The sequence below is a fragment of the Streptomyces sp. NBC_01288 genome, assembly GCF_035982055.1.
Taxonomy (GTDB): Bacteria; Actinomycetota; Actinomycetes; order Streptomycetales; family Streptomycetaceae; genus Streptomyces.
This window is the reverse complement of sequence record NZ_CP108427.1, coordinates 6,989,075-7,010,795: the sequence shown is the minus strand read 5'-3', so window position 1 is coordinate 7,010,795 and position 21,721 is coordinate 6,989,075. Positions and strand designations below refer to the sequence as shown.

Sequence of the window (21,721 nt, the reverse complement as noted above, 5' to 3'; positions counted from 1 at the left end):
GAAGAGTGCGGGTGTCGAGCGGAGGGTGGTCAAGTGAGCGGTGCACTGGTCGAGTTGGCGGATGCCCATGTCGTGCACAAGGCGCGCAGCGGTGGGCTGTTCAGCCGCGATCGGGTCTATGCCCTGACCGGCGCCGATCTCACCATCGCGGCCGGCGAGACGGTCGGCGTGGTCGGCGAGTCGGGCTGCGGAAAGTCCACGCTGGCCAAAGTGTTGGTGGGCGTACAGCGGCCGACGTCCGGCACGGTGTCCTTCCGGGGCCGGGACCTGTGGTCGATGCCGGAGGGCGAACGCCGGGCGGCCGTCGGCACGGGCATCGGCATGATCTTCCAGGACCCGTCGACCGCGCTGAACCGACGTCTGACGATTCGGCAGATACTGCGGGACCCGCTGGACGTGCATCGACGCGGGACGAGGGCCGAACGGGATGACCGGGTAAGGGAGTTGATGTCACTGGTCGGCCTCCCGCGCGCGCTCGCGGACGGCCTCCCCGGGCAGCTCTCGGGCGGCCAGCGCCAACGAGTCGCGATCGCAAGGGCGTTGGCGCTGGACCCCGACCTGGTGGTGGCCGACGAACCGACCAGCGCGCTGGACGTATCGGTCCGGGCCCAGATCCTCAACCTCCTCCTCGACCTGAAGGAACGGCTGGGCCTGGCCCTGGTGTTCGTGTCCCACGACATCCAGACGGTACGGCGGATGAGCGACCGTGTGATCACCATGTACCTGGGCCGGATCGTCGAGGAGACCCCGGCCGACCAGGTGACCGACCGGGCGCGGCACCCGTACACCCGCGCCCTGTTCTCGGCGACACCCGGGCTGCTCCACCCCATCGACCCGATCCCGCTGATCGGACCGGTTCCGTCGGCGACGCGACCGCCGAGCGGCTGCCCGTTCCGCACCCGCTGCTGGAAGGCGGACGAGGTGTGCGCATCCGCCATGCCGGACTTTTCGCCCGCGTCGACGCCGGAACATCGCTACCGCTGCCACCATCCTGTGGAGGAGGACCTGTCGACCCGAGACCTCGTTCGCCAAAGCCGCCCCCTGGAGCCTTCATGACCTTCCCCGCCCCGCTCACCGGTGTCGTACCGCCCGTCTGCACGCCCCTGACACCGGACCGCGAGGTGGACGTCCGTTCGCTTCTCAGGCTTGTCGATCATCTGGTCGAGGCGGGGGTGCACGGGCTGTTTCTGCTCGGGTCGACGTCGGAGGCGGCGTATCTGACGGACCGGCAGCGGAGGTATGTCGTCGAGTCGGTGGTGGCTCATGTCGGCGGCCAACTCCCGGTGCTGGCAGGGGCGATCGACATGACCACGCCTCGGGTTCTGGACCATGTGGCCGCCGTGACGGACGCGGGTGCGGACGCGGTCGTAGTGACCGCGCCCTTCTACACGCGCACCCATCCCGCCGAGATCGCCCGCCACTACCGCCTCATCGCCGCCGCGTCGTCGGTCCCTGTGGTCGCCTACGACCTTCCCGCCTCCGTCCATACGAAGTTGCCGTCCGACCTCGTCCTCGAACTCGCCGCCGAGGGGGTTCTGGCCGGGCTCAAGGACTCCAGCGGAGATCTTGGGGGCTTTCGTACGGTGGTGACCGGCGCGCGTGTCCATCCGGACATCACCGGGTTCAGTGTCCTCACCGGTTCCGAACTGTTCGTCGACTCCGCGTTGGCGCTGGGCGCGGACGGGGCGGTGCCCGGTCTCGCCAACGTCGATCCGCACGGGTACGTCCGTCTCGACGCGCTGTGCCGGGCCGGCGACTGGTCGCGCGCGCGGGCCGAGCAGGAACGGCTGTGCGCGTTGTTCGGGCTGGTGGGTGTCGGTGATCCGGCGCGGATGGGAGGCAGTTCGTCGGCGCTGGGGGCGTTCAAGGCGGCGCTGCATCTGCGGGGCGTGATCGAGTGCGCGGCGACTGCGGAGCCTCAGGTGTCGTTGTCGGCGGGTGAGGTGGAGCGGGTGGGGAAGTTCTTGGCGGGGGCGGGGTTGTTGTGACCGCCGGGGGCTCCGTTCCCAAGCAGTCGCCGCAGCACAGTCCGAGCCCGATCGGTTTTCTGCGCTACTCCGTGGCGACCCCTCTGTGTTCGACCCACGTCTGGCATGCGTCGGCCATGGCCTTCAACCAGTCCACGTCGGGCTTCCGGCCGGCAGCGGCCCGGTACATCCGCAGGTTGGCGGCGGCGAAAGCATCGACCGCCTGCGGGGCCGCCTCACGCCATGCGGGCAACCGCTCCGCCCACTTCTCGGCACTGCCCGGGGTGTGCCCGGCCGCAACAAGCTGGAGGACCAGGAGGGCAGGATCGATGAACCCCGCGCCTCGGGTCGGCCATGCCCAGTCCACGGCCCACACTCGCCGGTTCACCATGATGAAGTTGCTTGGATTGATGTCCGTGTGGAGAAGCGAGTCGCCCCGGAACAACTCGGCCTCAGAGCTGTCCGAGGCGAACCGGTCCCACCGCGTCTCGGTCCAGTCCTGGGCGATCCGGGGGAGGGACAACCGACCGATCTCGCCGATCGCATCAATCACCAGGGCCAGGTCAGTCGAGTCCGGCGCGAAGTCGGACGACCGGCCGTCGACTACTTCGAAGCCCAGGACCAACCAGTCTTCGACTTCCACGTCCCACAGCAGGTGCGGGGAGATGTGCCCGAGGTAGGCGTTGATCCGCCTTTCCCTGATGAGGGACTCCCGCCGGCCACCCGACCGGTTGCGCATGGCCTTGACGAAGAAGGGACCCCTGGCACAGTCGGCCAAGGCCGTCAGGTCCGAGCTGAAGCCGCGCTCGGTCCGGTGGATCCCAGCCACGGGGCCCGTGTGCTCCTCGATCAGGGGGAGGATCGCGGATTCGGGGAGATCGGTGTCCATGGTCCGTTCAGTTCCTCGGGGTGCACTCACTTCCGGGTGTCCCCGGAGAGCACTCGTCGTCGGTGTCGGGAGTACAGGATCGGGCGTCGTCATTGTCCGGGCCGCAGGGGCTGTCGGGGGCACAGCTGCGAGAGCCGCCGAAGTTGCGCCCCGCTCGGATGGTCGCGTTGGCCTGTGCGATCTCGGGGCCGCTGAGGATAGCGCCCAGGGGCGCATCCTGGACGTTTCCCACGTTCAGCCAGGTGGAGAACACGCACGGCGACACCAAGCCGTTCGGACCGACGGACGCGCGCCCGTCCCCGCATCGCCCGCAGAGTCCGTCCGTGCACGGCTCTTGCCCGTTCGCCGCGCGCCCGAAGGGCCGGACGTGATCGACACGAACGTTACGCACGCCCAGGGCCGCCAGCTCCCGCTTCGCCTCCTCTCCGGTGTCAGACGGGGCGGAGACGATCACAGACACACGGATCGGGATGTTGTGCGTCACCGCCTTCACGATGTTCGCCCGGGTGCGGGCGTGACTGTTGCGCTCGGTCACCGCGTTGTGCGCTCCCTCCCGGCCGTAGTACGAAGTGGCCAGACTGACGTGCTCCCGCCGGAGTAAGCCCCACCAACTCTCTTTCAGGTGGACCATGTTGCTGTACACCTCGACAGCCAGGCCGAGCTTCAGTGCGTGCGCGATCAGGGTAGGCGCGTCGGGGTGCATGGTGACCTCACCCCCGGTGAACTGCACGCGGGGGACGCCGGCCGCCGCGGCTTCGTCGAGCACGCGCGTCCAGTCGGCGGTGGTCATCGAGCCGTGCGTTCCGTCCGGGCCGGACTCGTTGTGGCAGTGGCCGCAGGCGAGCTGACACTTCCGGGTGAGGTCCAGCCACACCAGGCCGGGGGTGCCCGTGCCCTGGGTGATCGGCGCCTCTGCAACGACAGTCATGCGCTTCCCTCTCGTTTGTCGTTTCTGATTCGAGGTGTTGCGTATTGCGCCTCGTTCCAGGCGAAGCGTGCGCGGTCTGGCCTGCCAAGATCGGAAGTTCAACTGACAGGCTGCTGGCCCCGGTTGGGACAGGACTTGGGCCTCGTCCGTCCGTCACGGGAGGCGATGGACGGACAACGAATTCAGGAGTCGTTGCGGGAGGCCGGCGCCGAACGGGGACGGGGCATCACAGGCCGTCCCTGCTGTTGGCGTTCTTGATGGCCAGGCGGACGCTCAGTTCCTCGCGCGCGGTCGGCGCCACCACGTTGTCCGGCAGGGCGTCCCACTCGACCCCGCCGCCGACGGGCCTTATCTGCACCCGGGTGCCGACCTCACCCATGACGATGCCGATTCGTCCGCGGGAAGTGTCTTTCGCCAGTTCGCCGATGCCTGGTCTGGTCTGCTGGTTGCTCGCCATACACACGAGGATCCTGCTGCTCATCAGGACGTTGGAACCTCCCACAAACCCCACTTCGGGACGTCCAACGTCGGGTAGAACGTCCCTAGTGCCGTCCCCGAATGTTGGGAGAGATTGAGATGCCGAACGAGAGGCTGCGTGCTGCCATGGCGGCCGGCGGCTGGACGTACAGCGCCCTCGCGAACACAGTCGAAGTCGATCCCAAATCCGTCGAACGATGGGTCAACCTGGGGCGTACGCCGCGCCACGGCCATGTCGGCAGCGGAAACGCTAGGAGAAGATGTGCACGCTCTATGGCCCGCGCTCCGGCAGGCACGCCCTGCCCGCGCCGTCAGTCCGGAACTCGTGGCTCTCTACGACCAGCGGGCGGACATCCCCATGTCCACCTTTGTGGACATGCTGGCCCAGGCCCATGAGCACATCGATGTGTTGGTGTATGCCGCCGTCTTCCTGCACGAGGCGTACCCGCGGCTCAACGACCTGTTGCGGGAACGAGCCGCCGACGGGTGTGCGGTGCGTATCGCGATCGGCGATCCGGACAGCGTGAATGTCCAACAGCGCGGCACGGAAGAGAAGTTCGGCCACGGGATCGAGTCCCGTTGCCGACTTGCCCTCATGCACTACCGCCCCCTTGCCGAGGTATCCGGCATCGAGGTGCGGACCCACGCCACCACCCTCTACAACTCGATCTACCGCGCGGATGACCAAGCCTTGGTCAACGCCCACGTCTGGGGCGTGAACGCCTACGGTGCTCCCGTGTGGCATCTTCGGCGCAGCGGAGAGGGCGGCATGTTCGACACCTACGCCGGCAGTTTCGACGCGGTGTGGGAGACCGCCACGCCGACAACAGAAGGGTGACCATGGCACGGACCGAGTACTACGACGACCCGGCAGCACCGGAGCCGAACAGCCTGGTGGTCGCCGCATCCGCCGTGGTCACCGACGACGAAGGGCGCGTACTCCTTCAGCGCCGCCGGGACAACGATCTCTGGGCGCTCCCCGGTGGCGGCATGGAGATGACCGACTCGCTCCCGGGAACGGCCGTCCGCGAGGTGAAGGAGGAAACAGGTCTGGACGTGGAGATCACCGGGCTCGTGGGCACGTACACCGACCCCCGCCACGTCATCGCCTACTCGGACGGTGAGGTACGCAGACAGTTCAACGTCTGCTTCACCGCCCGCACGGTCGGCGGCGAACTCGCGATCTCGGACGAGTCCACAGAACTGCGGTTCGTCCAGGCGCAGGAGATCGATCAACTGCCGATGCACCACACACAGCGACTCCGGATCCGCCACTTCCTGGAGCAGCGCGATCGGCCATATCTCGGTTGAGCTCGTGGATCAAGGTGACGGCAACAACGAAGGTGAACCTCTAAAACGCCCGAGACGGGCGGGTGGGTGGGAAATGGGGGGTCCTCAGCCCCCACTCAGCCCGTCCACGCCCACCCGCCGGAACTCGATCGTGTCGTACGCACTCGTCCCCCCGGTCTCATAAAGCACCCCAACGGTGTCCTCGTCCACCGCCACCAGATCCGAGTAGCCCGCCCACTCCCCCGACAACGTAACCGCCTTCGCGAAGCTCCCCCCGCCATCCGCACTCCGCCAAATCGCCATCCCCTGACGGACATTGGGCACGGACGGCGCCGAGAAGAGCAACGGAGCGCCCTCACCCGCCAGTTGCAGCACGCTCCCCTCAACCACAGGCACATCGTCCAACGTGTGCTGCACCGCGTAGGGCCGATCCAGACTCACACCCCCGTCACTGGAGTACGTGTCGAGCCGATTCCCCGTGCTCGTCCCCAGCTGATCGCGGGAGCTGAAGTACAGCCTGCCGTCAGGGAGTTCGGCCGCCGACGACTCGTTCGCGTTGTCGACCCCGTCGTACGCGGCATCCACGAACCCCAACCGCCACGTCTCGCCCCCGTCGTCGCTGTACAGGTCGTGCCCGCCGTAGTACTTCGCCTCCTGCCCGGTGTCGGTCGACCCGGCGGCCGGTGCGGCGGAGTGGTTGGCCGGGATCACCAGTCGCCCCGCATGCACGCCCCGCGTGAGCGCGACGGCGTGACCCGGCCCCGTCGCGTACCACCGCCAATCCGGCAGCTTCACCTCCCCCGTGATGTCCCGCGGAGCGGTGAAGCTCCGCCCGTCGTCCCAGCTGCGCTGCACGAACACCCGGCGGCTCTGGTCCGGCGTGACCTCGCCCCGCATGATCTGGCCCTCGGTGACGGCCCCGCTGTTGTAGGAGGTGACCAGCACGATCGCACCGGTGCGCGGGTCGACGACGGGCGCCGGGTTGCCCCGGGTGTCCCCGTCCCCCGCGGCCACCACCGACAACGGACCCCAGGTGCAGCCGCCGTCGCCGGACCGCCGTAGAACGACGTCGATGTTGCCGGTGTCGCCCGCGCTGTTGTGGCGTCCTTCGGCGAAGGCGAGGACCGTGCCCCGGTCAGTGGCGACGGTCGCCGGGATGCGGTAGGTGTCGTAGCCGCCGCTTCCCGAGACGTAGGGCACGGAGGACGTGCAGCCGGAGCGCGCGGAGGCGTGCCCGGCGAAAGTGATCGGGGCGACCAGTACTGCCGTGACAAGAAGCGTGCGGCTCAGGATGGTCATCGCTCTCCCTCATGGAGGTCGCCCCTCGCGGAACGACGCCGACCTGTCTGTCCGTCATCCGTCACAGCCTCCCCGGTGTCACCATCCCGGACTCGTACGCCACGATCACCAATTGCGCCCGGTCGCGCGCCCCCAGTTTCCCCATGATGCGGCTGACGTGCGTCTTCGCGGTGAGCGGACTCAGGCCCAACGCTTCGGCCACCTCGGTGTTGTTGAGGCCGCGCGCGACCAGGGCGAGGACTCCGCGTTCGCGTTCGGAGAGGCACGCGGGGCCGCCGGTGGTGGGCGTCGCGGGACCGCGCAGGAAACGGGCGATCAGCCGGGACGTGGGGCCCGGCGACAGCAGCGCCTCTCCGGCCGCCACCGTGCGGATCGCGTCGAGGAGTTCGGCCGGACGGGTGTCCTTGACCAGGAATCCGGAGGCGCCGGCGCGCAGCGCGTCCACGACGTTCTCGTCGGTGTCGTAGGTCGTCAGGACGAGGATCCGCACCCCGGCGAGGTCCTCGTCGGCCGCGATCAGGCGGGTCGCCTCGATGCCGTCCAGGTCCGGCATGCGGATGTCCATCAGGACGAGGTCGGCGCGGGTCGTGCGGGCGAGCGCGACCGCCTCGCGTCCGGTCGCGGCCTGTCCTACGACCTCCATGTCCTTCGCCGACTCGACGAGCATCGCGAACGCGGCCCGTACGAGGGTCTGGTCGTCGGCGAGCAGCACCCGGATGGCGGTCACCACTCCCCTTCCTCTCCGCGCGCCCGCAGCGGCAGTACGGCGCTCACCGTGAAGCCCGCCCGCTCGCCCAGCTCGTCCAACGGCCCGGCGTCCAGCGTGCCGCCGACGCTGCGGACCCGTTCGCGCATGCCGACCAGACCGAAGCCGGGCGGAGCGGAACCGCTCCCCGCGCCGTCGTCCGTGACGTCCACGCGGAGCGCGCCGTCCCGCTCGTGCACACCGACCCGGACCGTGAGGTCGGCGCGCCCGCCATGTCGTACGGCATTGGTGAGTGCCTCCTGGACTATCCGGTACGCGGCCGCGCCCACCGCCGCCGGGATGCCCGCCCCGGTCCCCACCGACAGGTCGACCTTCGCGCCCCCGGCCCTGGCCGTCGCGGCGAGGTCGGGCAGCGCGTCGAGACCCGGGAGGGGCCCCCGGGTGTCCGCCGTGCCGTGCTCGCGGAGCACCTCCAGCGTGGTGCGCAGTTCGCCGCGTGCGCTGCGGCAGGTGTCGGCGATGTCGTCCAGGGCCTTGGCCACGGCGGCGCGGTCGAGGCGGCCTGGGTCCTCGGCCAGTACGTGCGCGGCCACCGACGTCTGAACGCCGATGAGGGTGATGCTGTGCGCGAGGAGGTCGTGCAGGTCGCGGGCGATGCGCAGGCGTTCCTCGGCGACGCGGCGGCGGGCCTCCTCCTCGCGGGTGCGTTCGGCGCGTTCGGCGCGTTCCAGGGCCGCCTCCGTCAGCTGACGGTGGACGCGGAGGTACCCGCCGAGGACGAGCATCGACACGATCCAGCCGGTGATCTGGAAGCTCACGGCGACCCCCGCCATGCCGTGGCCCGCCTTCAGCACCAGCATCAGCGCGATCACCGCACAGCCGATGGTCACCGTCCGCCGGGTGCTGCCGGTGACGGCCACCGTGTAGAGGAGAACCATCGAGGCGGCGGTCGGCGCCGAGTGGTCGTACTCCTGCTGGTGGTAGAACGCGATCAGCGGGATCATCACGCACAGCACCGTCAGCGGGGCCCGCCGCCGCCACGCCAGCGGGACGTGCAGCGCGAGCAGCAGCGTCCAGCCGAGCGCGTCCGGCCGCCGTCCGCTGCCGAAGCTGACGGCGACGACGGACGCGAGCACGGCGAGCCCGACGGCGAGGAACACGTCCTGCCGCCGGGCACTCAGCCTCATCGCCTGCACGGGGTCATCCTCCACCGGTCCCGTACGAGCACCTCACACCGGCTCCGGCTGCCGCTCCGGACGTACGGCCTCGGGCTCCCTCGACAGCCGCCCCGGCCACCACACCTTCCGCCGCAGCAGCACACTCGCGCTGGTCACCAGGTACGTCCGCACGAGGAAGGTGTCCAGCAGCACGCCCACCGCGATCACGAAGCCCAGCTCGACGAGTTGCACGAGCCCCATGTTCGTCAGCACCGCGAAGGTCGCCGCGAGGACCAGCCCGGCGGAGGCGATGACCCCGCCCGTCGTCCGCAGGGCGGTCAGCGCGGCGGCGACCGGTTCGGCGCCCCGGATCGCCTCCTCCCGCATCCGGTGCATGAGGAAGATGCCGTAGTCGACCCCGAGAGCGACCAGGAAGACGAAGGACAGCAACCCCGTCCCCGGATCGGTCCCGGCGAAGCCGAACACCGGCCCGAACACCAGCCCGCCGATGCCGAGTGCCGCGCCCCACACCGCGATCACGGCGGCCACCAGCATCAACGGCGCGACCAGCGAGCGCAGCAGCACGATCAGGATCAGCAGCACGGACACGAGCACGATCGGCACGACGACCGTCCGGTCCCGCGCGTTGGTGTCCCGCAGGTCCAACTGCTGAGCGCTCGGCCCACCGACGTAGGACCCCTTGAGCGTGTGACGGAGGCCCTCAATGGTGCGCGTCTCGGCTGCCGACTGCGGCGCGCCCACGGCGGTCACGGAGATCTCCGTCCACCCCTTTCCGCTACGGCCCCGCTGGGCGCCCGCGACACCGTGCGTGGCCCGGATCGTGGCGAGGGTCGCGTCGGCGCGGGCGGCCGGGGTGATGACGTCGATGGGCTGCGCGGAGCGTTCGGGGTAGGCCGCGGCGAGGGTGCGCATCGCGGTGACGGAGTCGGGGCGGTCGACGAAGGAGTCGTCCTGCTTGAGGGAGCCGGGGAGGTTCAGGGTGCCCAGGGCGAGTGCGCCCAGTACGGCGGCGCCGGCCACGAGGACGAGCAGCGGGCGGCGTCCGGCGGAACTGCCCATCGCGGTGAACAGGGACCGGCGGGCCTTGGGCGTGGAGCCGTGGGCCGGGACGAGTGGCCAGAAGACGCGGCGGCCCAGGAGGACGAGGAGTGCGGGGAGGAGCGTGAGCATCGCGGCGAGCGCGGACAGGACCCCGACCGTGCCCAACGGGCCCATTCCGCGGCTGGAGTTGAGGTCGGCGGCGAGCAGGCAGAGCAGGCCGGCGGCGACCGTGCCGGAGGAGGCGAGCACGGCGGGGCCGCAGCCGCGCAGGGCGGCGCGCATCGCGTCGTAGGGGCGCTCGATACGGCGGAGTTCCTCGCGGTAGCGGGAGATGAGCAGGAGGGCGTAGTCGGTGCCCGCGCCGAAGACGAGGATCGTCATCACGCCCGTGCTCTGGCCCGAAATGGTCGTCCCGAAGGCGTGGTTGAGGCCGTAGGAGATGCCCATGGAGAGGAAGTCGCCCACTCCCGCGACCGCGAGGGGGACCAGCCAGAGGACCGGGCTGCGGTAGATGATGATCAGGAGGACGGCGACGACGGCGACGGTCGTGTAGAGCAGGGGGCCGCCGAGCGAGTCGAAGACCTTGCCGGAGTCGGTGGCCAGGGCGCCGGGGCCGCCGACGTCGACCGTCAACCCGCCGGCGTCGTGGGCGACTTGGCGGATGTCGTCGACGAGGGCGGTGCGCTTCTTCTCGTCGGTGCCGGGCCAGTTGCTGGTGACCGGGTACATGAGGGTGGTGCCGTCGGCGGAGGGGACGCCTCGCGGGGTCGCGGTGAGCGGGTGCAACGTGCTTATCCGCGTGAGCTGTTGGGCCGCCGTGGCTTTGTCGGTGGCCGTGAGTCCGGTGTCGCGGTGGTAGACGAGGACCAGTTCGGTGGTCTGGCCGCCCGGCAACTCCTGCTGGATCTTGGCGACTTGGGTGGAGTCGGCGCTCGCGGGCAGGTAGTCGGTCACCCGGTCGTGCGTGACGTCGCCGAGCTTCGACGCGAACGGCGAGGCGAGCGCGAGCACCCCGATCCAGAGCGCGAGCATCACCCAGGGGATGGCTCGTCGGCGTGTGCTGTTCCTCTGTTCGGCCCCCATGGAACGGGCCCCCCTCCGGCGCGGATGTCTGGTTGCGCTCTCCAGACTTCCGGCGCGGGAGGGGCGAATCGTCGCGCGGGAGGGCGAGTTCGGGACTACTGCCGGGGGTGTCCGTGCGGCCGTATTACTCCCTGGGGAGTACTGGCCGGGGTCATGAGGGCGTGCGCGCCGCCGCCAGCAGCCGTGTCACGTCGTCCGCGCAGATGGTGAGGGCGGCGCCCACCGTGGCGAGGGCGTCGCGTTCCGCCGGTGTGTAGGGGCCGTCGGCGAGGGCGATGCGGGCGCCCTGGAGCAGGATCGATTCGCGTCCTGCGGGGGCGAGATGGGGAGCGAGCGGGTCCAGGGCCTCGTGCAGCTCTATGGCGAGGCCCGCGCCGCTGGGTTCGCCGTAGACACGGCCGGTGTCGGCGGCCAGGGCCTCGACGAGCGCGCCGAGCTGTTCCTCCGTGCACTCCTGGAAGCCGGCGGCCCGCACGGTGCCCGCGGCGGCCTCCAGGGACGTACGGGCGCAGCTGCCGCCCGCCGCGAGGACCGCGAGGGCGACCGTGTGCACGGCGTCGCGGAGCATCGCGGAGAAGCGGGTGGTGGTGGGGTGGTCGAGGACGTCGGTGCCGTAGTGGCCCTGGCAGGCGGCGCACTCGACGACGGGACCGGTGTCGCCGCGCGGCAGCACGGGCATGCCGAGCAGAGTGAAGCGGCGGCGCCCGGTGAGCCGCTGGTAGTTGCGGTCGCCCCCGCACCCGGGGCAGAAGAACTCGCCGTCTCCGACGCTGGTCCACGCGGTACGGATGCCCAGCACGCGCGCCGCTCGGCCCTCATGGACCACTCGGCCGTCTCGTCCCCGTTCAGGCAGCACGTCGCACCTCCGTAACGCCGCGGCAACATCGCCGCGCTGGCGTGATGTTAGCCACATTGTCGAGCCGGAGTCAGTACCCCGGACGAGACCTCTCCGTGACCTGCACATGGAATGGCCGGGAAACGACGGGGCCCCGGCCGCCGGAGACCGGCGTACGGGGCCCTTCGACGACGAGTAAACCGCCGGTCAGGATGGTTCAGCGGGTAGCGCGGTTGACGGCCGAGACGACCGCCTTCAGGGACGCACGTGTCGTATTCGCGTCAATGCCGATTCCCCACAGGATCTTGTCGTCGATCGCGCATTCGATGTACGAGGCGGCCTGCGAGGAGGCTCCCTCGCTCATCGTGTGCTCCTGGTAGTCCAGGAGCCGTACGTCGATGCCGACGGACCCCAGGGCGTCGAAGAACGCGGAGATCGGGCCGTTGCCGGTGCCCGTCAGGACGGTGTCGACGCCGTCGACGCTCGCCTCCACCTTGAGCGTGTCCACGCCGTCGGTGTCGGTGGTCGACTGGCCGGTCTTCACCTGGATACGGCCCCAGGCGTTGTCCGGGTTCGGCAGGTACTCGTCCTCGAAGGTCGCCCAGATCTGCTTCGGGGTGACCTCGCCGCCCTTGGCGTCCGTCTTGGCCTGAATCAGCTTGGAGAACTCGATCTGCATCCGGCGCGGCAGGTCCAGCTTGTGGTCGTTCTTCAGGACGTACGCGATACCGCCCTTGCCCGACTGCGAGTTGACCCGGATGACGGCCTCGTAGGAGCGCCCGACGTCCTTCGGGTCGATCGGCAGGTACGGGACCGCCCACTCGATGTCGTCGACGGTGACGCCCTTGGCCTTGGCGTCGGCCTCCATGGCGTCGAAGCCCTTCTTGATGGCGTCCTGGTGGGAGCCGGAGAAGGACGTGTAGACCAGGTCGCCCACGTACGGGTGGCGCGGGTGGACCTCCATCTGGTTGCAGTACTCCCACGTACGACGGATCTCGTCGATGTTCGAGAAGTCGATCTGCGGGTCGACGCCCTGGGAGAACAGGTTCATGCCCAGGGTGACCAGGTCGACGTTGCCGGTGCGCTCGCCCTGGCCGAACAGGCAGCCCTCGACGCGGTCGGCGCCGGCCATCAGCGCCAGCTCGGCGGCGGCGACGGCCGTACCGCGGTCGTTGTGCGGGTGGATCGACAGCACCACGTGCTCGCGGCGGGACAGGTGACGGCCCATCCACTCGAAGCGGTCCGCGTGGGTCGAAGGGGTCGAACGCTCAACCGTGGCAGGCAGGTTGAGGATGATCTCGCGGTCCGGGCCGGGCTGCCAGACGTCCATGACCGCCTCGCAGACCTCCAGCGCGAAGTCCAGCTCGGTGTCCGTGAAGATCTCCGGCGAGTACTGGTACCCGAACACGGTCTCGGGGCCCAGCAGCTTCTCGGCGTACTCCATCACCAGGCGGGTGCCGTCGACGGCGATCTGCTTGATGTCGTCCTTGGAGCCGCGGAAGACCACGCGGCGGAAGACGGGCGCGGTCGCGTTGTAGAGGTGCAGGGTCGCGCGCTTGGCGCCCTTCAGGGACTCCACGGTCCGCTCGATCAGGTCCTCGCGGGCCTGCGTCAGCACGGAGATCGTGACGTCGTCCGGGATCGCGCCCTCTTCTTCGATGATCGAGCGCACGAAGTCGAAGTCGGTCTGTCCCGAGGCCGGGAAGCCGACCTCGATCTCCTTGTAGCCCATCGTGACCAGCAGGTCGAACATCGCACGCTTGCGCGCCGGTGACATGGGGTCGATCAGGGCCTGGTTGCCGTCGCGCAGGTCCGTGGAGAGCCAGCGGGGGGCTACGGTGATCCGCTGCGAGGGCCAGGTGCGGTCGGGGATGTCGACCTGCTCGTACCGGCCGTACTTGTGGATCGGCATGGAACTGGGCTGCTGGCGATTGGCACGGCTGTGGCTGGTTGCCATGATGCGGGGGCTCCTCGTGGTGTCCTGAAGGACGGCCGACGGCGCAACGCCAGACTCCGCGGGGAGGGGGTCGGCCTACGACTACAGGCCCTCGCCGCGGCAGCTAAGGAGAAGCAGCCCGAAACGCATGATGCGAAGCATGCTAGCCGAGCCGTACGCCGTGCGGGGGGCCGTATCACTATGCGGGATATTCGCCGTCGTATACCACTCTCCGCTACGAGACTGTGATGAATGTCCGCGTTTTCCACCAATCATGGTTGCCGGTAGTGACATCCGCGTCACTCGGTGCCAGGGTGCCGACCATGACGACTCACGGGGGCTTCGAGCCCGTCTTCTGCACGATCATCCCGCCGCACGTCCTCGACCGACTCGCCCAGCACGAGGACCCCGCGCTCGCCGGTCCCGCCCGCGAGACCCTGGAGCGCGACGCCTACGAGCGCACCCACCGCCGGCTGACCACCGTCATCGGCGCCCCGACCCTCGCCGCGCCGGTCGTGTCCGACAAGCCGCAGCGCACGATCTACGACGCGAAGCACAAGCAGGACCTGCCGGGGAAGAAGGTGCGCGCCGAGGGCTCCGACCCCGGCAAGGACGCCACCGTCAACCGCGCCTTCGCCGGGCTCGGCGCCACCTTCGAGCTGTACCTCAACGCCTTCAACCGCCACTCCATCGACGGCCAGGGCCTGCCGCTCAACGCGTCCGTCCACTACGACGTGAAGTACGACAACGCGTTCTGGAACGGCGAGCAGATGGTGTTCGGCGACGGCGACGGCGAGCTGTTCCTCGACTTCACCATCCCGGTCGACGTCATCGGCCACGAACTCACCCACGGCGTCACGCAGTACACCGCGAACCTGACCTACTTCGGCCAGTCCGGCGCCCTGAACGAGTCGATCTCCGACGTCTTCGGCTCGCTCATCAAGCAGTACACGCTCGGCCAGACCGCCGCCGACGCCGACTGGCTGATCGGCGCGGGCCTCCTCGCCCCGCGCGTCTCGGGCGTCGCCCTGCGCTCCATGAAGGCCCCGGGCACGGCCTACGACGACGACGCCCTCGGCAAGGACCCGCAGCCCGCGACGATGGACGACTTCGTCAACACGGGCAGCGACAACGGCGGCGTGCACATCAACTCCGGCATCCCCAACCACGCCTTCTACCTGCTCGCCGACGCCCTCGGCGGGCACGCCTGGGAGAAGGCGGGCCAGATCTGGTACGACGTCCTGACCGGCGGCGAGCTGAAGAAGGACGCCCTGTTCGCGGACTTCGCGACGCTCACCGTGGCCGCCGCGAAGACGCGGTTCGGGGACGGCGGCGAGGAGTTGCAGGCGGTGGAGAAGGCGTGGGAGCAGGTCGGGGTGCCCACCACCTAGGGATTCCTCCACCCAGGGATTCCTCGCCTCGTCACCGCATCCGATCCGTACTAGACAGGGACCATGCGTATTCAAGTACGGCGCACGGGCGGTTTCGGCGGTATCCAGCGCCGCGGCGAGGTCGACACCTCGACGCGGCCCGACGCCCATGAGTGGCACGCGCTGGCCGAACGGGCGGTCGCCTCCGGCCACAGCGCTCCCACGACGGGGGTACCGGACGGCTTCCACTACGAGATCACGGTGGACGGAAAAACGGTGCACACGGCCGACCCCCGGCTCACCGACGATCAACGGGAGCTGATCTCAAGGGTGTTGAAGGAAGGCGCGTGAGCTGATGTCCCCGGGCGGGCGTAACTGCTTGTTCACGCCCGCCCGTTGACACCCGTTACCGCCGGTACCCATGATCCGGCGCATGGCGACTGATGCAGGCAATCCGATACCTCGGTTCCCGGCCGACTTCCTCTGGGGCGTCTCGACTTCGGCCCACCAGATCGAGGGCGCGGCGGACGAACGCGAACCGTCGGTCTGGGACAGGTTCGAGGCCGAGCCGGGCCGGATCAAGGACGGCTCGACGGCGGCGGTGGCCTGCGACCACTACCACCGCCACCGCGAGGACGTGGCCCTCCTGACCGACCTGGGCGTGGACGCGTACCGCTTCTCGATCTCCTGGCCGCGCGTGAACTCCCCCGGCGGCCTCGACTTCTACGACCGCCTCGTCGACGACCTGTGCACGGCGGGCGTCCGTCCGGTCCCGACCCTGTTCCACTGGGATCTCCCGGTCACGCAGGACTGGTTGAACAGGGACACGGCGTCCCACTTCGCGGAGTACGTGTCGGTGGTGGCCGACCGCCTCGGTGACCGGGTGAAGAAGTGGATCACCCTCAACGAGCCCGCGGAACACACCCTGTTGGGCCACGCGCTGGGCGCCCACGCCCCCGGCAAGACGCTCCTGTTCGACGCGCTCCCGGTCGCCCACCACCAACTCCTGGCCCACGGCCTGGCGGTACGGGCGCTGCGCGCGGCCGGTGCCACCGACATCGGGATCGCCAACTCCCACGGCCCGACCTGGCCGGCCTCGCAGGAGCCGGAGGACATGGAGGCGGCCAACTTCTACGACCTCCTCCTGAACCGCCTGTTCGCCGATCCTCTCCTGCTCGGCGAATACCCGTCCGGCTTGGGCGAGTTGATGCCGGGCGACGTGGAATCGGACCTGAAGGTGATCTCCGAGCCGATCGACTGGTACGGGATCAACTACTACGCGCCGAGCAGGGTCGGTGCACCCCAGGGAGCGGAGATCGAGTTCGGCGGTCTGACGCTCCCCGCCGAACTCCCCTTCTCCGTAAGGGAGATCGAGAACGTCCCGGTGACGGACTTCGGCTGGCCGGTGGTCCCCGAGGGCCTCACGGAACTCCTCACCACCTTCCGCGACCGCTACGGCGACCGCCTCCCACCGGTCGTCATCACGGAGAACGGTTGCTCCTACGACGGCATCGACGACCAAGACCGGATCACGTACCTCGACGGCCATGTCCGGGCGCTGCACGGGGCGTTGGAGGCGGGCGTGGACGTGCGCGGGTACTTCGTGTGGTCGCTGCTGGACAACTTCGAGTGGGCGGAGGGCTACGAGCGCCGCTTCGGCCTCGTACACGTGGACTACGAGACACAGGCGCGCACTCCGAAGGCGTCGTACGGCTGGTTCCAGGGCATGCTCCGGGCTCAGAGATGACGACGACGGGACGTTCTTCCGTGGCTGCCCTGGATGCCTTGGCCGAGCCCGTCGAACGCGTGGGCCGGGGCTGGACGTCCGCGCTGTCGCTCGCCAACGGGGCGATCTGGGTGGGCTGGTACGGCCCGCTGCAGATCCTGCTGGCCTCGCAGGCGAAGGACTTCGCGCCGGGCACCGGCATGTCCAAGGAGTCGATGCTCGCGTGGGTGACGGGCGCGGGCGCGCTGGTGTCGCTGGTCGCCAATCCGCTCTTCGGCGCGCTGTCCGACCGTACGACGGCGAGGTGGGGCCGCCGTACGCCGTGGATCGTGGGCGGGGCCGCGGGCGGGGCGCTGTCGTTGCTGCTGCTCGCGGGTGCGGGCGGGGTGTGGACGATGGCGGCCGGCTGGTGCCTGGTCCAACTCACCTTGAACGCCGCCTTCGCGGCGGTCACGGCGGCCGTGCCTGACCGGGTGCCGAGGCTCCAACGGGGTTCTGTGGGCGGCTGGTTGGGCGCCGCGCAGATCCTGGGCGTGGTCGGCGGTACGGGGCTGGCGACGGCGGCAGGGGGCATCGGGGCGGGCTACGTGGCGTGCGCGGTGTTCACGGCGGTGGGCGTGCTGCCGTACGTACTCCGGTACAAGGACCTCCAACTCCCGCCCACGGAACGGCCGGTGTGGTCCTGGCAGGGCTTCTTCAAGGGCTTCTGGCTGAGCCCGCGCCGCTACCCGGACCTGGGCTGGGCCTGGCTGACCCGCTTCCTGATCAACCTGAGCAACGCGCTGGTGTTGCTGTACCTCCTCTACTACCTGCGGGACCGCCTGCACTACCACGACCCCGACCAGGGCGTCCTGATCCTCACGGCGGTGAACGGCCTGACGCTGCTGGCCACGGTCGTGGTCGGCGGGGTCTGGTCGGACCGCGTCGGCCGCCGCAAGCCGTTCGTGCTCTGGTCCGGCGTCCTGATGGCGGTCGCGACGGCGGTCCTCGCGGGCTGGCAGACCTGGCCGGGCGCGGTCGTCGCGGCGGCGGTCCTGGGCATCGGCTTCGGCGTCTTCACGTCGGTCGACTTCGCCCTGATGACCGACGTACTCCCGAAGGCCGTGGACCGCGGCAAGGACCTCGGCGTCATCAACGTCGCCAACGCCCTTCCGCAGGTGGCGGCGCCCGCCCTCGCCGCGCCGATCGTGACGTATCTGGGCGGGTACCGGGTGCTGTATCTGGTGTCCGCCGTGATCGGGATGGCGGGGGCGTTGTTGGTGCGGCGGATTCGGGGGGTGGACTGAGGCGGGGGACGCCGTATGCCATATCTCGGTATGGTCGACGTATGGCGAGCAAGAAGATCACCATCACCGTGCCCGAGGAGCTCGTGGAGGCCGCGCGCGAGCTCACCGACAACGTCTCCGGCTACGTCGCGGAGGCGTTCGCCCGCAAGATCCGCAACGACCTGCTGGCCGAGGAGGTACGCCGCTACGAGACGGAGCACGGCGCCTTTACCGACGAAGAACGGGCCGAGGCCGACGCCCTGCTCCACGGGGAGCCGCTGCCGAAGGACCGCGCCGCGTGACACAGCTCGCCAGCCTGGTCCTGGATTCCGAAGGCCTGTCCGCCTGGATCGAGGAGTACCGCAAGGTCGCCTCGATCGTCGAATCGGCTCAGCGGAGCAAGACGGACATCGTCGTCTGCGCCAACACCGTCATCGAGGTCACCCATGCGGGTACGAACATGCCCCGGCTGAACGGGCTGCTCTCCCAGGTGAAGATCGAGCCCGTGACCGCGCAGGCCGCCAAAGCCGCCGCGAAACTCCTCAAGGACACCGGGCTGCACGGTCACAAGTACGCGATCGACGCCACCGTCGCAGTCACCGCGCTCAACCAGCCCGGCCCCGCCGCCATCCTCACCTCGGACGTCGACGACCTGACGAAGCTGTGCGGCGGGCAGCGGGTCAGGATCGTCGCCCTGTGAGTCGCCGTCAGAGCACGCCCGCGTCCCGTGCCGACCACGCCGTCGGGAACAGCGGGCGGTAGCCCAGTTCGCGGCGGATACGTTCCGTGGACATGATGCCCAACCACGGGTCGGGGTCGGTGCGTTCGTGGAGTTCCGCGGGGATCTCGACGCCGTTGAGCAGATGGAGTTCGACCGCGGTGACCGGGGCGTCGTCGGCGATGTTGTAGATCCGGCCGGCGATTCCCGGCGCGTGCAGGATGCGGAGGAGGCCCTGGGCGACGTCCGCGTGGTGGCCCATGTGGAGGCGTTGGTTCGAGGCCCAATGGGCGGCCCAGTGCAGGGAGTTGGCGAGGTGGGGGTCGCCCTCGCCGTAGACGAAGGGGAGTCGGGCGACGCGGACGTCCATGCCGTCCAGGGCGAGCAACTCCCGTTCCGCCGTCGCCTTCGCGTCGGGGTAGGCGCCCCACATCTCGCCGCCGGGGCGGCTCTCGTCCTCCTCGGTCATGGGGCGGCCCCGCCCGGTGCCGTACACGAGCCCCGTGCTGACCTGGACGAAGCGCCGTACGCCGGAGGCGAGTGCCGTCTGTCCCAGGGCGACCGCCGCCGCGTGGTTGACGGCCCAGGCCTCCTCGTCCGGTACGCCGCGGAAGGACGCGGCGACGTTCACGACCGCGTCCACGCCGGCGACCGCCTTGCCGAGGGCGTCCGGGTCGCGGAGATCTCCGAGTACGACTTCCGCGCCCAGGTCGGCGAAGCGTTCGGCGCGGGCCGCGTCCCGCACCAGCACGCGCACCCGCTCCCCCGGCCTGGCCTGCGCCAGCAGCCTCGGCACGAAGCGGCGTCCGACCTGGCCCGTCGAGCCTGTCACCAGTGTCAGCATCATGTGCTCCTCTCGTCCCGTCTCTTCTCGTCCCGACCAGCTTTGGGCGGGCGGGCCGGTACCGGGAGAGACCTTCCGATCAGGGGATCAGCAGTCCCTGGATAAGCCGGGCGGACTGCCGCACCCTGGAAGCGTGAACCGAGCCGAACTCGCCGACTTCCTGCGCCGCGGCCGGGCCCGCCTGGACCCCGCCGACGTGGGCCTCACGGCCGGCGCCCGGCGCCGTACGCCGGGGCTGCGCCGCGAGGAGGTGGCCCAGCTGACGGGCATGTCCGTGGACTACTACACGCGCCTGGAGCAGGCCCGCGGCCCGCACCCGTCCCGCCAGATGCTCACGGCGCTGGCGCGGGCTCTACGACTCACGGAAGACGAGCGCGACCACCTCTTCCACCTCACCGGCGAGGAGCCACCGCGGCGGGGAGGGGGTTCCTCGCACCTACGCCCGGGCCTTCTCCTGGTCCTGGACCGGCTGCACGACACCCCGGCGCACGTGTCGAGCGACTGCGGCGAGATGATCGCGCAGAACGCGATGTCGAGAGCTCTGACGGGTGACGTGTTCGCCCGCCCGCCCCAGGACCGCAACCTGCTCCGGCGTTTCTTCCTGAACCCGACGGCACGGGAGATGTTTCCCCCGGAGGACGTCCCGGACCACGCGCGCTCCCACGTCGCGAACCTACGGGCGGTCGCCGCGGCCCGCCCCGACGACCCCGAGCCGGCCGCGCTGGTGGCCGAACTCCGGTCGTCCAGCGAGGAGTTCGCACGGCTGTGGGAGGAACACGAGGTGGCGGTACGCCGCCAGTCCACGAAGCGCTTCCGCCACCCCCTGGTCGGCCTCCTGGAACTGGACTGCGAGATCCTCCTGAACCAGGACGCGCACCACCTGCTGATCATCCACACGGCCCGCCCCGGCACGGAGTCGCACGAACGGCTCCAACTGCTGCGGGTGATAGGCGTGCAGGACATGACCCCCACCGCCTGACGGGCTGAGAAATCAGCCCCTCCGGCGATTGAGGAGCGGGGCCTGGGGCGGAGCCCCAGAAGGATGGGACGGGTAAGGGCGGCGGGGGCGGAAAAAGCCCCCCAGAACCCCAACTCCCCCTCTAGAACCCCAACTTCCGCAACTGCCGAGGATCCCGCTGCCAGTCCTTCGCCACCTTCACATGCAGGTCGAGAAACACCGGCGTACCGAGCAACGCCTCGATCTGCTTACGCGACTTGATACCGACCTGCTTCAGCCGCGCACCCTTCGGCCCGATGATGATGCCCTTCTGGCTGGGCCGCTCGATGTAGACAAAGGCGTGGATATCAAGGAGCGGCTTGTCGGCAGGCCGGTCCTCGCGAGGGAGCATCTCCTCCACCACAACGGCGATGGAGTGCGGAAGCTCGTCCCGCACACCCTCCAGCGCGGCCTCCCGGATCAACTCCGCGATCATGACCTGCTCGGGCTCATCGGTGAGGTCACCCTCGGGGTAAAGGGCCGGCCCTTCAGGCAGCAGCGGAATGAGCAGATCGGCCAGCAGACCCACCTGCTGGTCCGCGACGGCCGACACCGGCACGATCTCCGCCCACTCGAACCCCAGCTCCTTACCGAGCTGATCGATGGCGATGAGTTGCTCGGCAAGCGTCTTGGAGTCCACCAGGTCGGTCTTCGTGACGATCGCGATCTTCGGCGTCTTCTTGATGGACGCCAGTTCCTTCGCGATGAAACGGTCACCCGGGCCGAGCTTCTCGTTCGCGGGCAGGCAGAACCCGATGACGTCGACCTCGGCCCACGTCGTCCGGACGATGTCGTTCAGGCGCTGCCCGAGCAACGTGCGCGGCTTGTGCAGCCCAGGTGTGTCCACCAGGATCAGCTGCGCGTCCGGCCGGTGGACGATGCCGCGCACCGTGTGCCGCGTGGTCTGCGGCTGGTTGGCGGTGATCGCCACCTTCTGGCCGACCAGAGCATTCGTAAGGGTGGACTTGCCCGCGTTGGGGCGGCCCACGAAGCAGGCGAAGCCGGCGCGGTGGGGGGCTTCCGACGACGCAGACGGCTTGGATGACGGGGTACGAACGCTCATGGCGCCCATTGTCCCTGATCCACAAGCTCCCGCCGCACAACAGTCCACCCGCGCCCATCACGGTGAGCTTTCGGAAACCCCATCGCAACGAAACACCACGGAAACACCC

21 protein-coding genes and 1 pseudogene are annotated in these 21,721 nt (G+C 69.6%); 11 read left to right on the top strand and 11 right to left on the bottom strand.

Annotated elements, in window-relative coordinates; translation table 11 throughout:
- Window positions 1-33 precede the first annotated feature (33 nt).
- Window positions 34-1,056, top strand: a complete 1,023-nt coding sequence (locus OG194_RS31755) for an ABC transporter ATP-binding protein (RefSeq protein ID WP_327404203.1) — start codon at window positions 34-36, stop codon at window positions 1,054-1,056.
- A complete protein-coding gene (locus tag OG194_RS31750) occupies window positions 1,053-1,988 on the top strand; it encodes a dihydrodipicolinate synthase family protein (protein WP_327404202.1) in 936 nt (311 codons plus the stop codon). The genes OG194_RS31755 and OG194_RS31750 overlap by 4 nt, the downstream gene beginning before the upstream one ends.
- A 64-nt stretch (window positions 1,989-2,052) precedes the next feature.
- On the opposite strand, the gene OG194_RS31745 is transcribed toward OG194_RS31750, so the two are convergent.
- The 3 genes from OG194_RS31745 to OG194_RS31735 form a co-directional block, all read right to left on the bottom strand.
- Complete coding sequence (locus OG194_RS31745; protein WP_327404201.1) at window positions 2,053-2,856, bottom strand: phosphotransferase; 804 nt, start codon at window positions 2,854-2,856, stop codon at window positions 2,053-2,055.
- A gap of 7 nt (window positions 2,857-2,863) precedes the next feature.
- Window positions 2,864-3,784 carry a radical SAM protein gene (locus OG194_RS31740; RefSeq protein WP_327404200.1) on the bottom strand — a complete coding sequence of 307 codons (921 nt, stop codon included), beginning with the start codon at window positions 3,782-3,784 and terminating at the stop codon, window positions 2,864-2,866.
- A gap of 226 nt (window positions 3,785-4,010) precedes the next feature.
- Window positions 4,011-4,265, bottom strand: coding sequence for a hypothetical protein (locus OG194_RS31735; RefSeq protein ID WP_327404199.1), 255 nt, complete (start codon window positions 4,263-4,265; stop codon window positions 4,011-4,013).
- Window positions 4,266-4,360: 95 nt separating this feature from the next.
- Between OG194_RS31735 and OG194_RS31730 the strand changes: the two are divergent.
- A pseudogene (locus tag OG194_RS31730) lies at window positions 4,361-5,099 on the top strand (XRE family transcriptional regulator).
- A gap of 2 nt (window positions 5,100-5,101) precedes the next feature.
- Window positions 5,102-5,572 (top strand): NUDIX domain-containing protein, encoded by a 471-nt coding sequence (locus OG194_RS31725; RefSeq protein ID WP_327404198.1) that lies wholly within the window; start codon window positions 5,102-5,104, stop codon window positions 5,570-5,572.
- An 84-nt stretch (window positions 5,573-5,656) separates the two neighbouring features.
- Here the strand turns inward: OG194_RS31725 and OG194_RS31720 are convergent, their stop codons facing one another.
- The 6 genes from OG194_RS31720 to leuA all read right to left on the bottom strand — a co-directional run bounded on the left by OG194_RS31720 (window position 5,657) and on the right by leuA (window position 13,650).
- Entirely contained in the window at window positions 5,657-6,850 is a 1,194-nt protein-coding gene (locus tag OG194_RS31720) for a sialidase family protein (protein WP_327404197.1), read from the bottom strand.
- Window positions 6,851-6,911: 61 nt separating this feature from the next.
- Window positions 6,912-7,577 carry a response regulator transcription factor gene (locus OG194_RS31715; RefSeq protein ID WP_327407274.1) on the bottom strand — a complete coding sequence of 222 codons (666 nt, stop codon included), beginning with the start codon at window positions 7,575-7,577 and terminating at the stop codon, window positions 6,912-6,914.
- On the bottom strand, window positions 7,574-8,743 hold the full coding sequence (locus tag OG194_RS31710) for a sensor histidine kinase (protein WP_327407273.1): 1,170 nt from the start codon (window positions 8,741-8,743) through the stop codon (window positions 7,574-7,576). Before OG194_RS31710 ends, OG194_RS31715 begins: the two co-directional genes overlap by 4 nt.
- A gap of 42 nt (window positions 8,744-8,785) precedes the next feature.
- Window positions 8,786-10,858: an MMPL family transporter gene (locus OG194_RS31705; RefSeq protein WP_327404196.1), complete on the bottom strand. Its 2,073-nt coding sequence runs from the start codon at window positions 10,856-10,858 to the stop codon at window positions 8,786-8,788.
- Window positions 10,859-11,009: 151 nt separating this feature from the next.
- Entirely contained in the window at window positions 11,010-11,714 is a 705-nt protein-coding gene (locus tag OG194_RS31700) for a TerB family tellurite resistance protein (RefSeq protein ID WP_327404195.1), read from the bottom strand.
- Between the two features lie 196 nt (window positions 11,715-11,910).
- Window positions 11,911-13,650, bottom strand: coding sequence for a 2-isopropylmalate synthase (gene leuA, locus OG194_RS31695; RefSeq protein WP_327404194.1), 1,740 nt, complete (start codon window positions 13,648-13,650; stop codon window positions 11,911-11,913).
- Between the two features lie 302 nt (window positions 13,651-13,952).
- Here leuA and OG194_RS31690 point away from each other — a divergent pair, with 302 nt between their 5' ends.
- The 6 genes from OG194_RS31690 (at window position 13,953) to OG194_RS31665 (ending at window position 18,690) form a co-directional block, all read left to right on the top strand.
- Complete coding sequence (locus OG194_RS31690) at window positions 13,953-15,020, top strand: M4 family metallopeptidase (protein WP_327404193.1); 1,068 nt, start codon at window positions 13,953-13,955, stop codon at window positions 15,018-15,020.
- Between the two features lie 63 nt (window positions 15,021-15,083).
- A complete protein-coding gene (locus OG194_RS31685; protein ID WP_327404192.1) occupies window positions 15,084-15,350 on the top strand; it encodes a protealysin inhibitor emfourin in 267 nt (88 codons plus the stop codon).
- A gap of 70 nt (window positions 15,351-15,420) precedes the next feature.
- Window positions 15,421-16,746, top strand: coding sequence for a GH1 family beta-glucosidase (locus OG194_RS31680; RefSeq protein ID WP_442811660.1), 1,326 nt, complete (start codon window positions 15,421-15,423; stop codon window positions 16,744-16,746).
- Window positions 16,743-18,011: an MFS transporter gene (locus OG194_RS31675; RefSeq protein WP_327404190.1), complete on the top strand. Its 1,269-nt coding sequence runs from the start codon at window positions 16,743-16,745 to the stop codon at window positions 18,009-18,011. The genes OG194_RS31680 and OG194_RS31675 overlap by 4 nt, the downstream gene beginning before the upstream one ends.
- A 41-nt stretch (window positions 18,012-18,052) precedes the next feature.
- The gene (locus tag OG194_RS31670; RefSeq protein WP_327404189.1) at window positions 18,053-18,292 is read left to right on the top strand and encodes a type II toxin-antitoxin system CcdA family antitoxin; all 240 of its coding nucleotides are present in this window, start codon (window positions 18,053-18,055) and stop codon (window positions 18,290-18,292) included.
- Window positions 18,289-18,690, top strand: coding sequence for a PIN domain-containing protein (locus tag OG194_RS31665; RefSeq protein ID WP_327404188.1), 402 nt, complete (start codon window positions 18,289-18,291; stop codon window positions 18,688-18,690). Before OG194_RS31670 ends, OG194_RS31665 begins: the two co-directional genes overlap by 4 nt.
- Window positions 18,691-18,697: 7 nt before the next feature.
- Here the strand turns inward: OG194_RS31665 and OG194_RS31660 are convergent, their stop codons facing one another.
- Complete coding sequence (locus OG194_RS31660) at window positions 18,698-19,552, bottom strand: NAD-dependent epimerase/dehydratase family protein (RefSeq protein WP_327404187.1); 855 nt, start codon at window positions 19,550-19,552, stop codon at window positions 18,698-18,700.
- A gap of 133 nt (window positions 19,553-19,685) precedes the next feature.
- On the opposite strand from OG194_RS31660, the gene OG194_RS31655 reads away from it, so the two are divergent.
- Window positions 19,686-20,531, top strand: coding sequence for a helix-turn-helix transcriptional regulator (locus tag OG194_RS31655; protein ID WP_327404186.1), 846 nt, complete (start codon window positions 19,686-19,688; stop codon window positions 20,529-20,531).
- Window positions 20,532-20,652: 121 nt separating this feature from the next.
- Here the strand turns inward: OG194_RS31655 and era are convergent, their stop codons facing one another.
- Window positions 20,653-21,621 carry a GTPase Era gene (gene era, locus OG194_RS31650; protein WP_327404185.1) on the bottom strand — a complete coding sequence of 323 codons (969 nt, stop codon included), beginning with the start codon at window positions 21,619-21,621 and terminating at the stop codon, window positions 20,653-20,655.
- Between the last annotated feature and the right edge of the window lie 100 nt (window positions 21,622-21,721).

Excerpts from the sequence above, each read along its gene's own strand:
- leuA (WP_327404194.1), bottom strand. The coding sequence starts at position 13,650 with ATGGCAACCAGCCACAGCCGTGCCAATCGCCAGCAGCCCAGTTCCATG.
- OG194_RS31660 (WP_327404187.1), bottom strand. The coding sequence starts at position 19,552 with ATGCTGACACTGGTGACAGGCTCGACGGGCCAGGTCGGACGCCGCTTC.
- OG194_RS31675 (WP_327404190.1), top strand. The coding sequence starts at position 16,743 with ATGACGACGACGGGACGTTCTTCCGTGGCTGCCCTGGATGCCTTGGCC.
- OG194_RS31710 (WP_327407273.1), bottom strand. The coding sequence starts at position 8,743 with ATGAGGCTGAGTGCCCGGCGGCAGGACGTGTTCCTCGCCGTCGGGCTC.
- era (WP_327404185.1), bottom strand. The coding sequence starts at position 21,621 with ATGGGCGCCATGAGCGTTCGTACCCCGTCATCCAAGCCGTCTGCGTCG.
- OG194_RS31705 (WP_327404196.1), bottom strand. The coding sequence starts at position 10,858 with ATGGGGGCCGAACAGAGGAACAGCACACGCCGACGAGCCATCCCCTGG.
- OG194_RS31685 (WP_327404192.1), top strand. The coding sequence starts at position 15,084 with ATGCGTATTCAAGTACGGCGCACGGGCGGTTTCGGCGGTATCCAGCGC.
- OG194_RS31725 (WP_327404198.1), top strand. The coding sequence starts at position 5,102 with ATGGCACGGACCGAGTACTACGACGACCCGGCAGCACCGGAGCCGAAC.
- OG194_RS31740 (WP_327404200.1), bottom strand. The coding sequence starts at position 3,784 with ATGACTGTCGTTGCAGAGGCGCCGATCACCCAGGGCACGGGCACCCCC.
- OG194_RS31680 (WP_442811660.1), top strand. The coding sequence starts at position 15,421 with ATGATCCGGCGCATGGCGACTGATGCAGGCAATCCGATACCTCGGTTC.
- OG194_RS31720 (WP_327404197.1), bottom strand. The coding sequence starts at position 6,850 with ATGACCATCCTGAGCCGCACGCTTCTTGTCACGGCAGTACTGGTCGCC.
- OG194_RS31735 (WP_327404199.1), bottom strand. The coding sequence starts at position 4,265 with ATGAGCAGCAGGATCCTCGTGTGTATGGCGAGCAACCAGCAGACCAGA.
- OG194_RS31670 (WP_327404189.1), top strand. The coding sequence starts at position 18,053 with ATGGCGAGCAAGAAGATCACCATCACCGTGCCCGAGGAGCTCGTGGAG.
- OG194_RS31745 (WP_327404201.1), bottom strand. The coding sequence starts at position 2,856 with ATGGACACCGATCTCCCCGAATCCGCGATCCTCCCCCTGATCGAGGAG.
- OG194_RS31750 (WP_327404202.1), top strand. The coding sequence starts at position 1,053 with ATGACCTTCCCCGCCCCGCTCACCGGTGTCGTACCGCCCGTCTGCACG.
- OG194_RS31690 (WP_327404193.1), top strand. The coding sequence starts at position 13,953 with ATGACGACTCACGGGGGCTTCGAGCCCGTCTTCTGCACGATCATCCCG.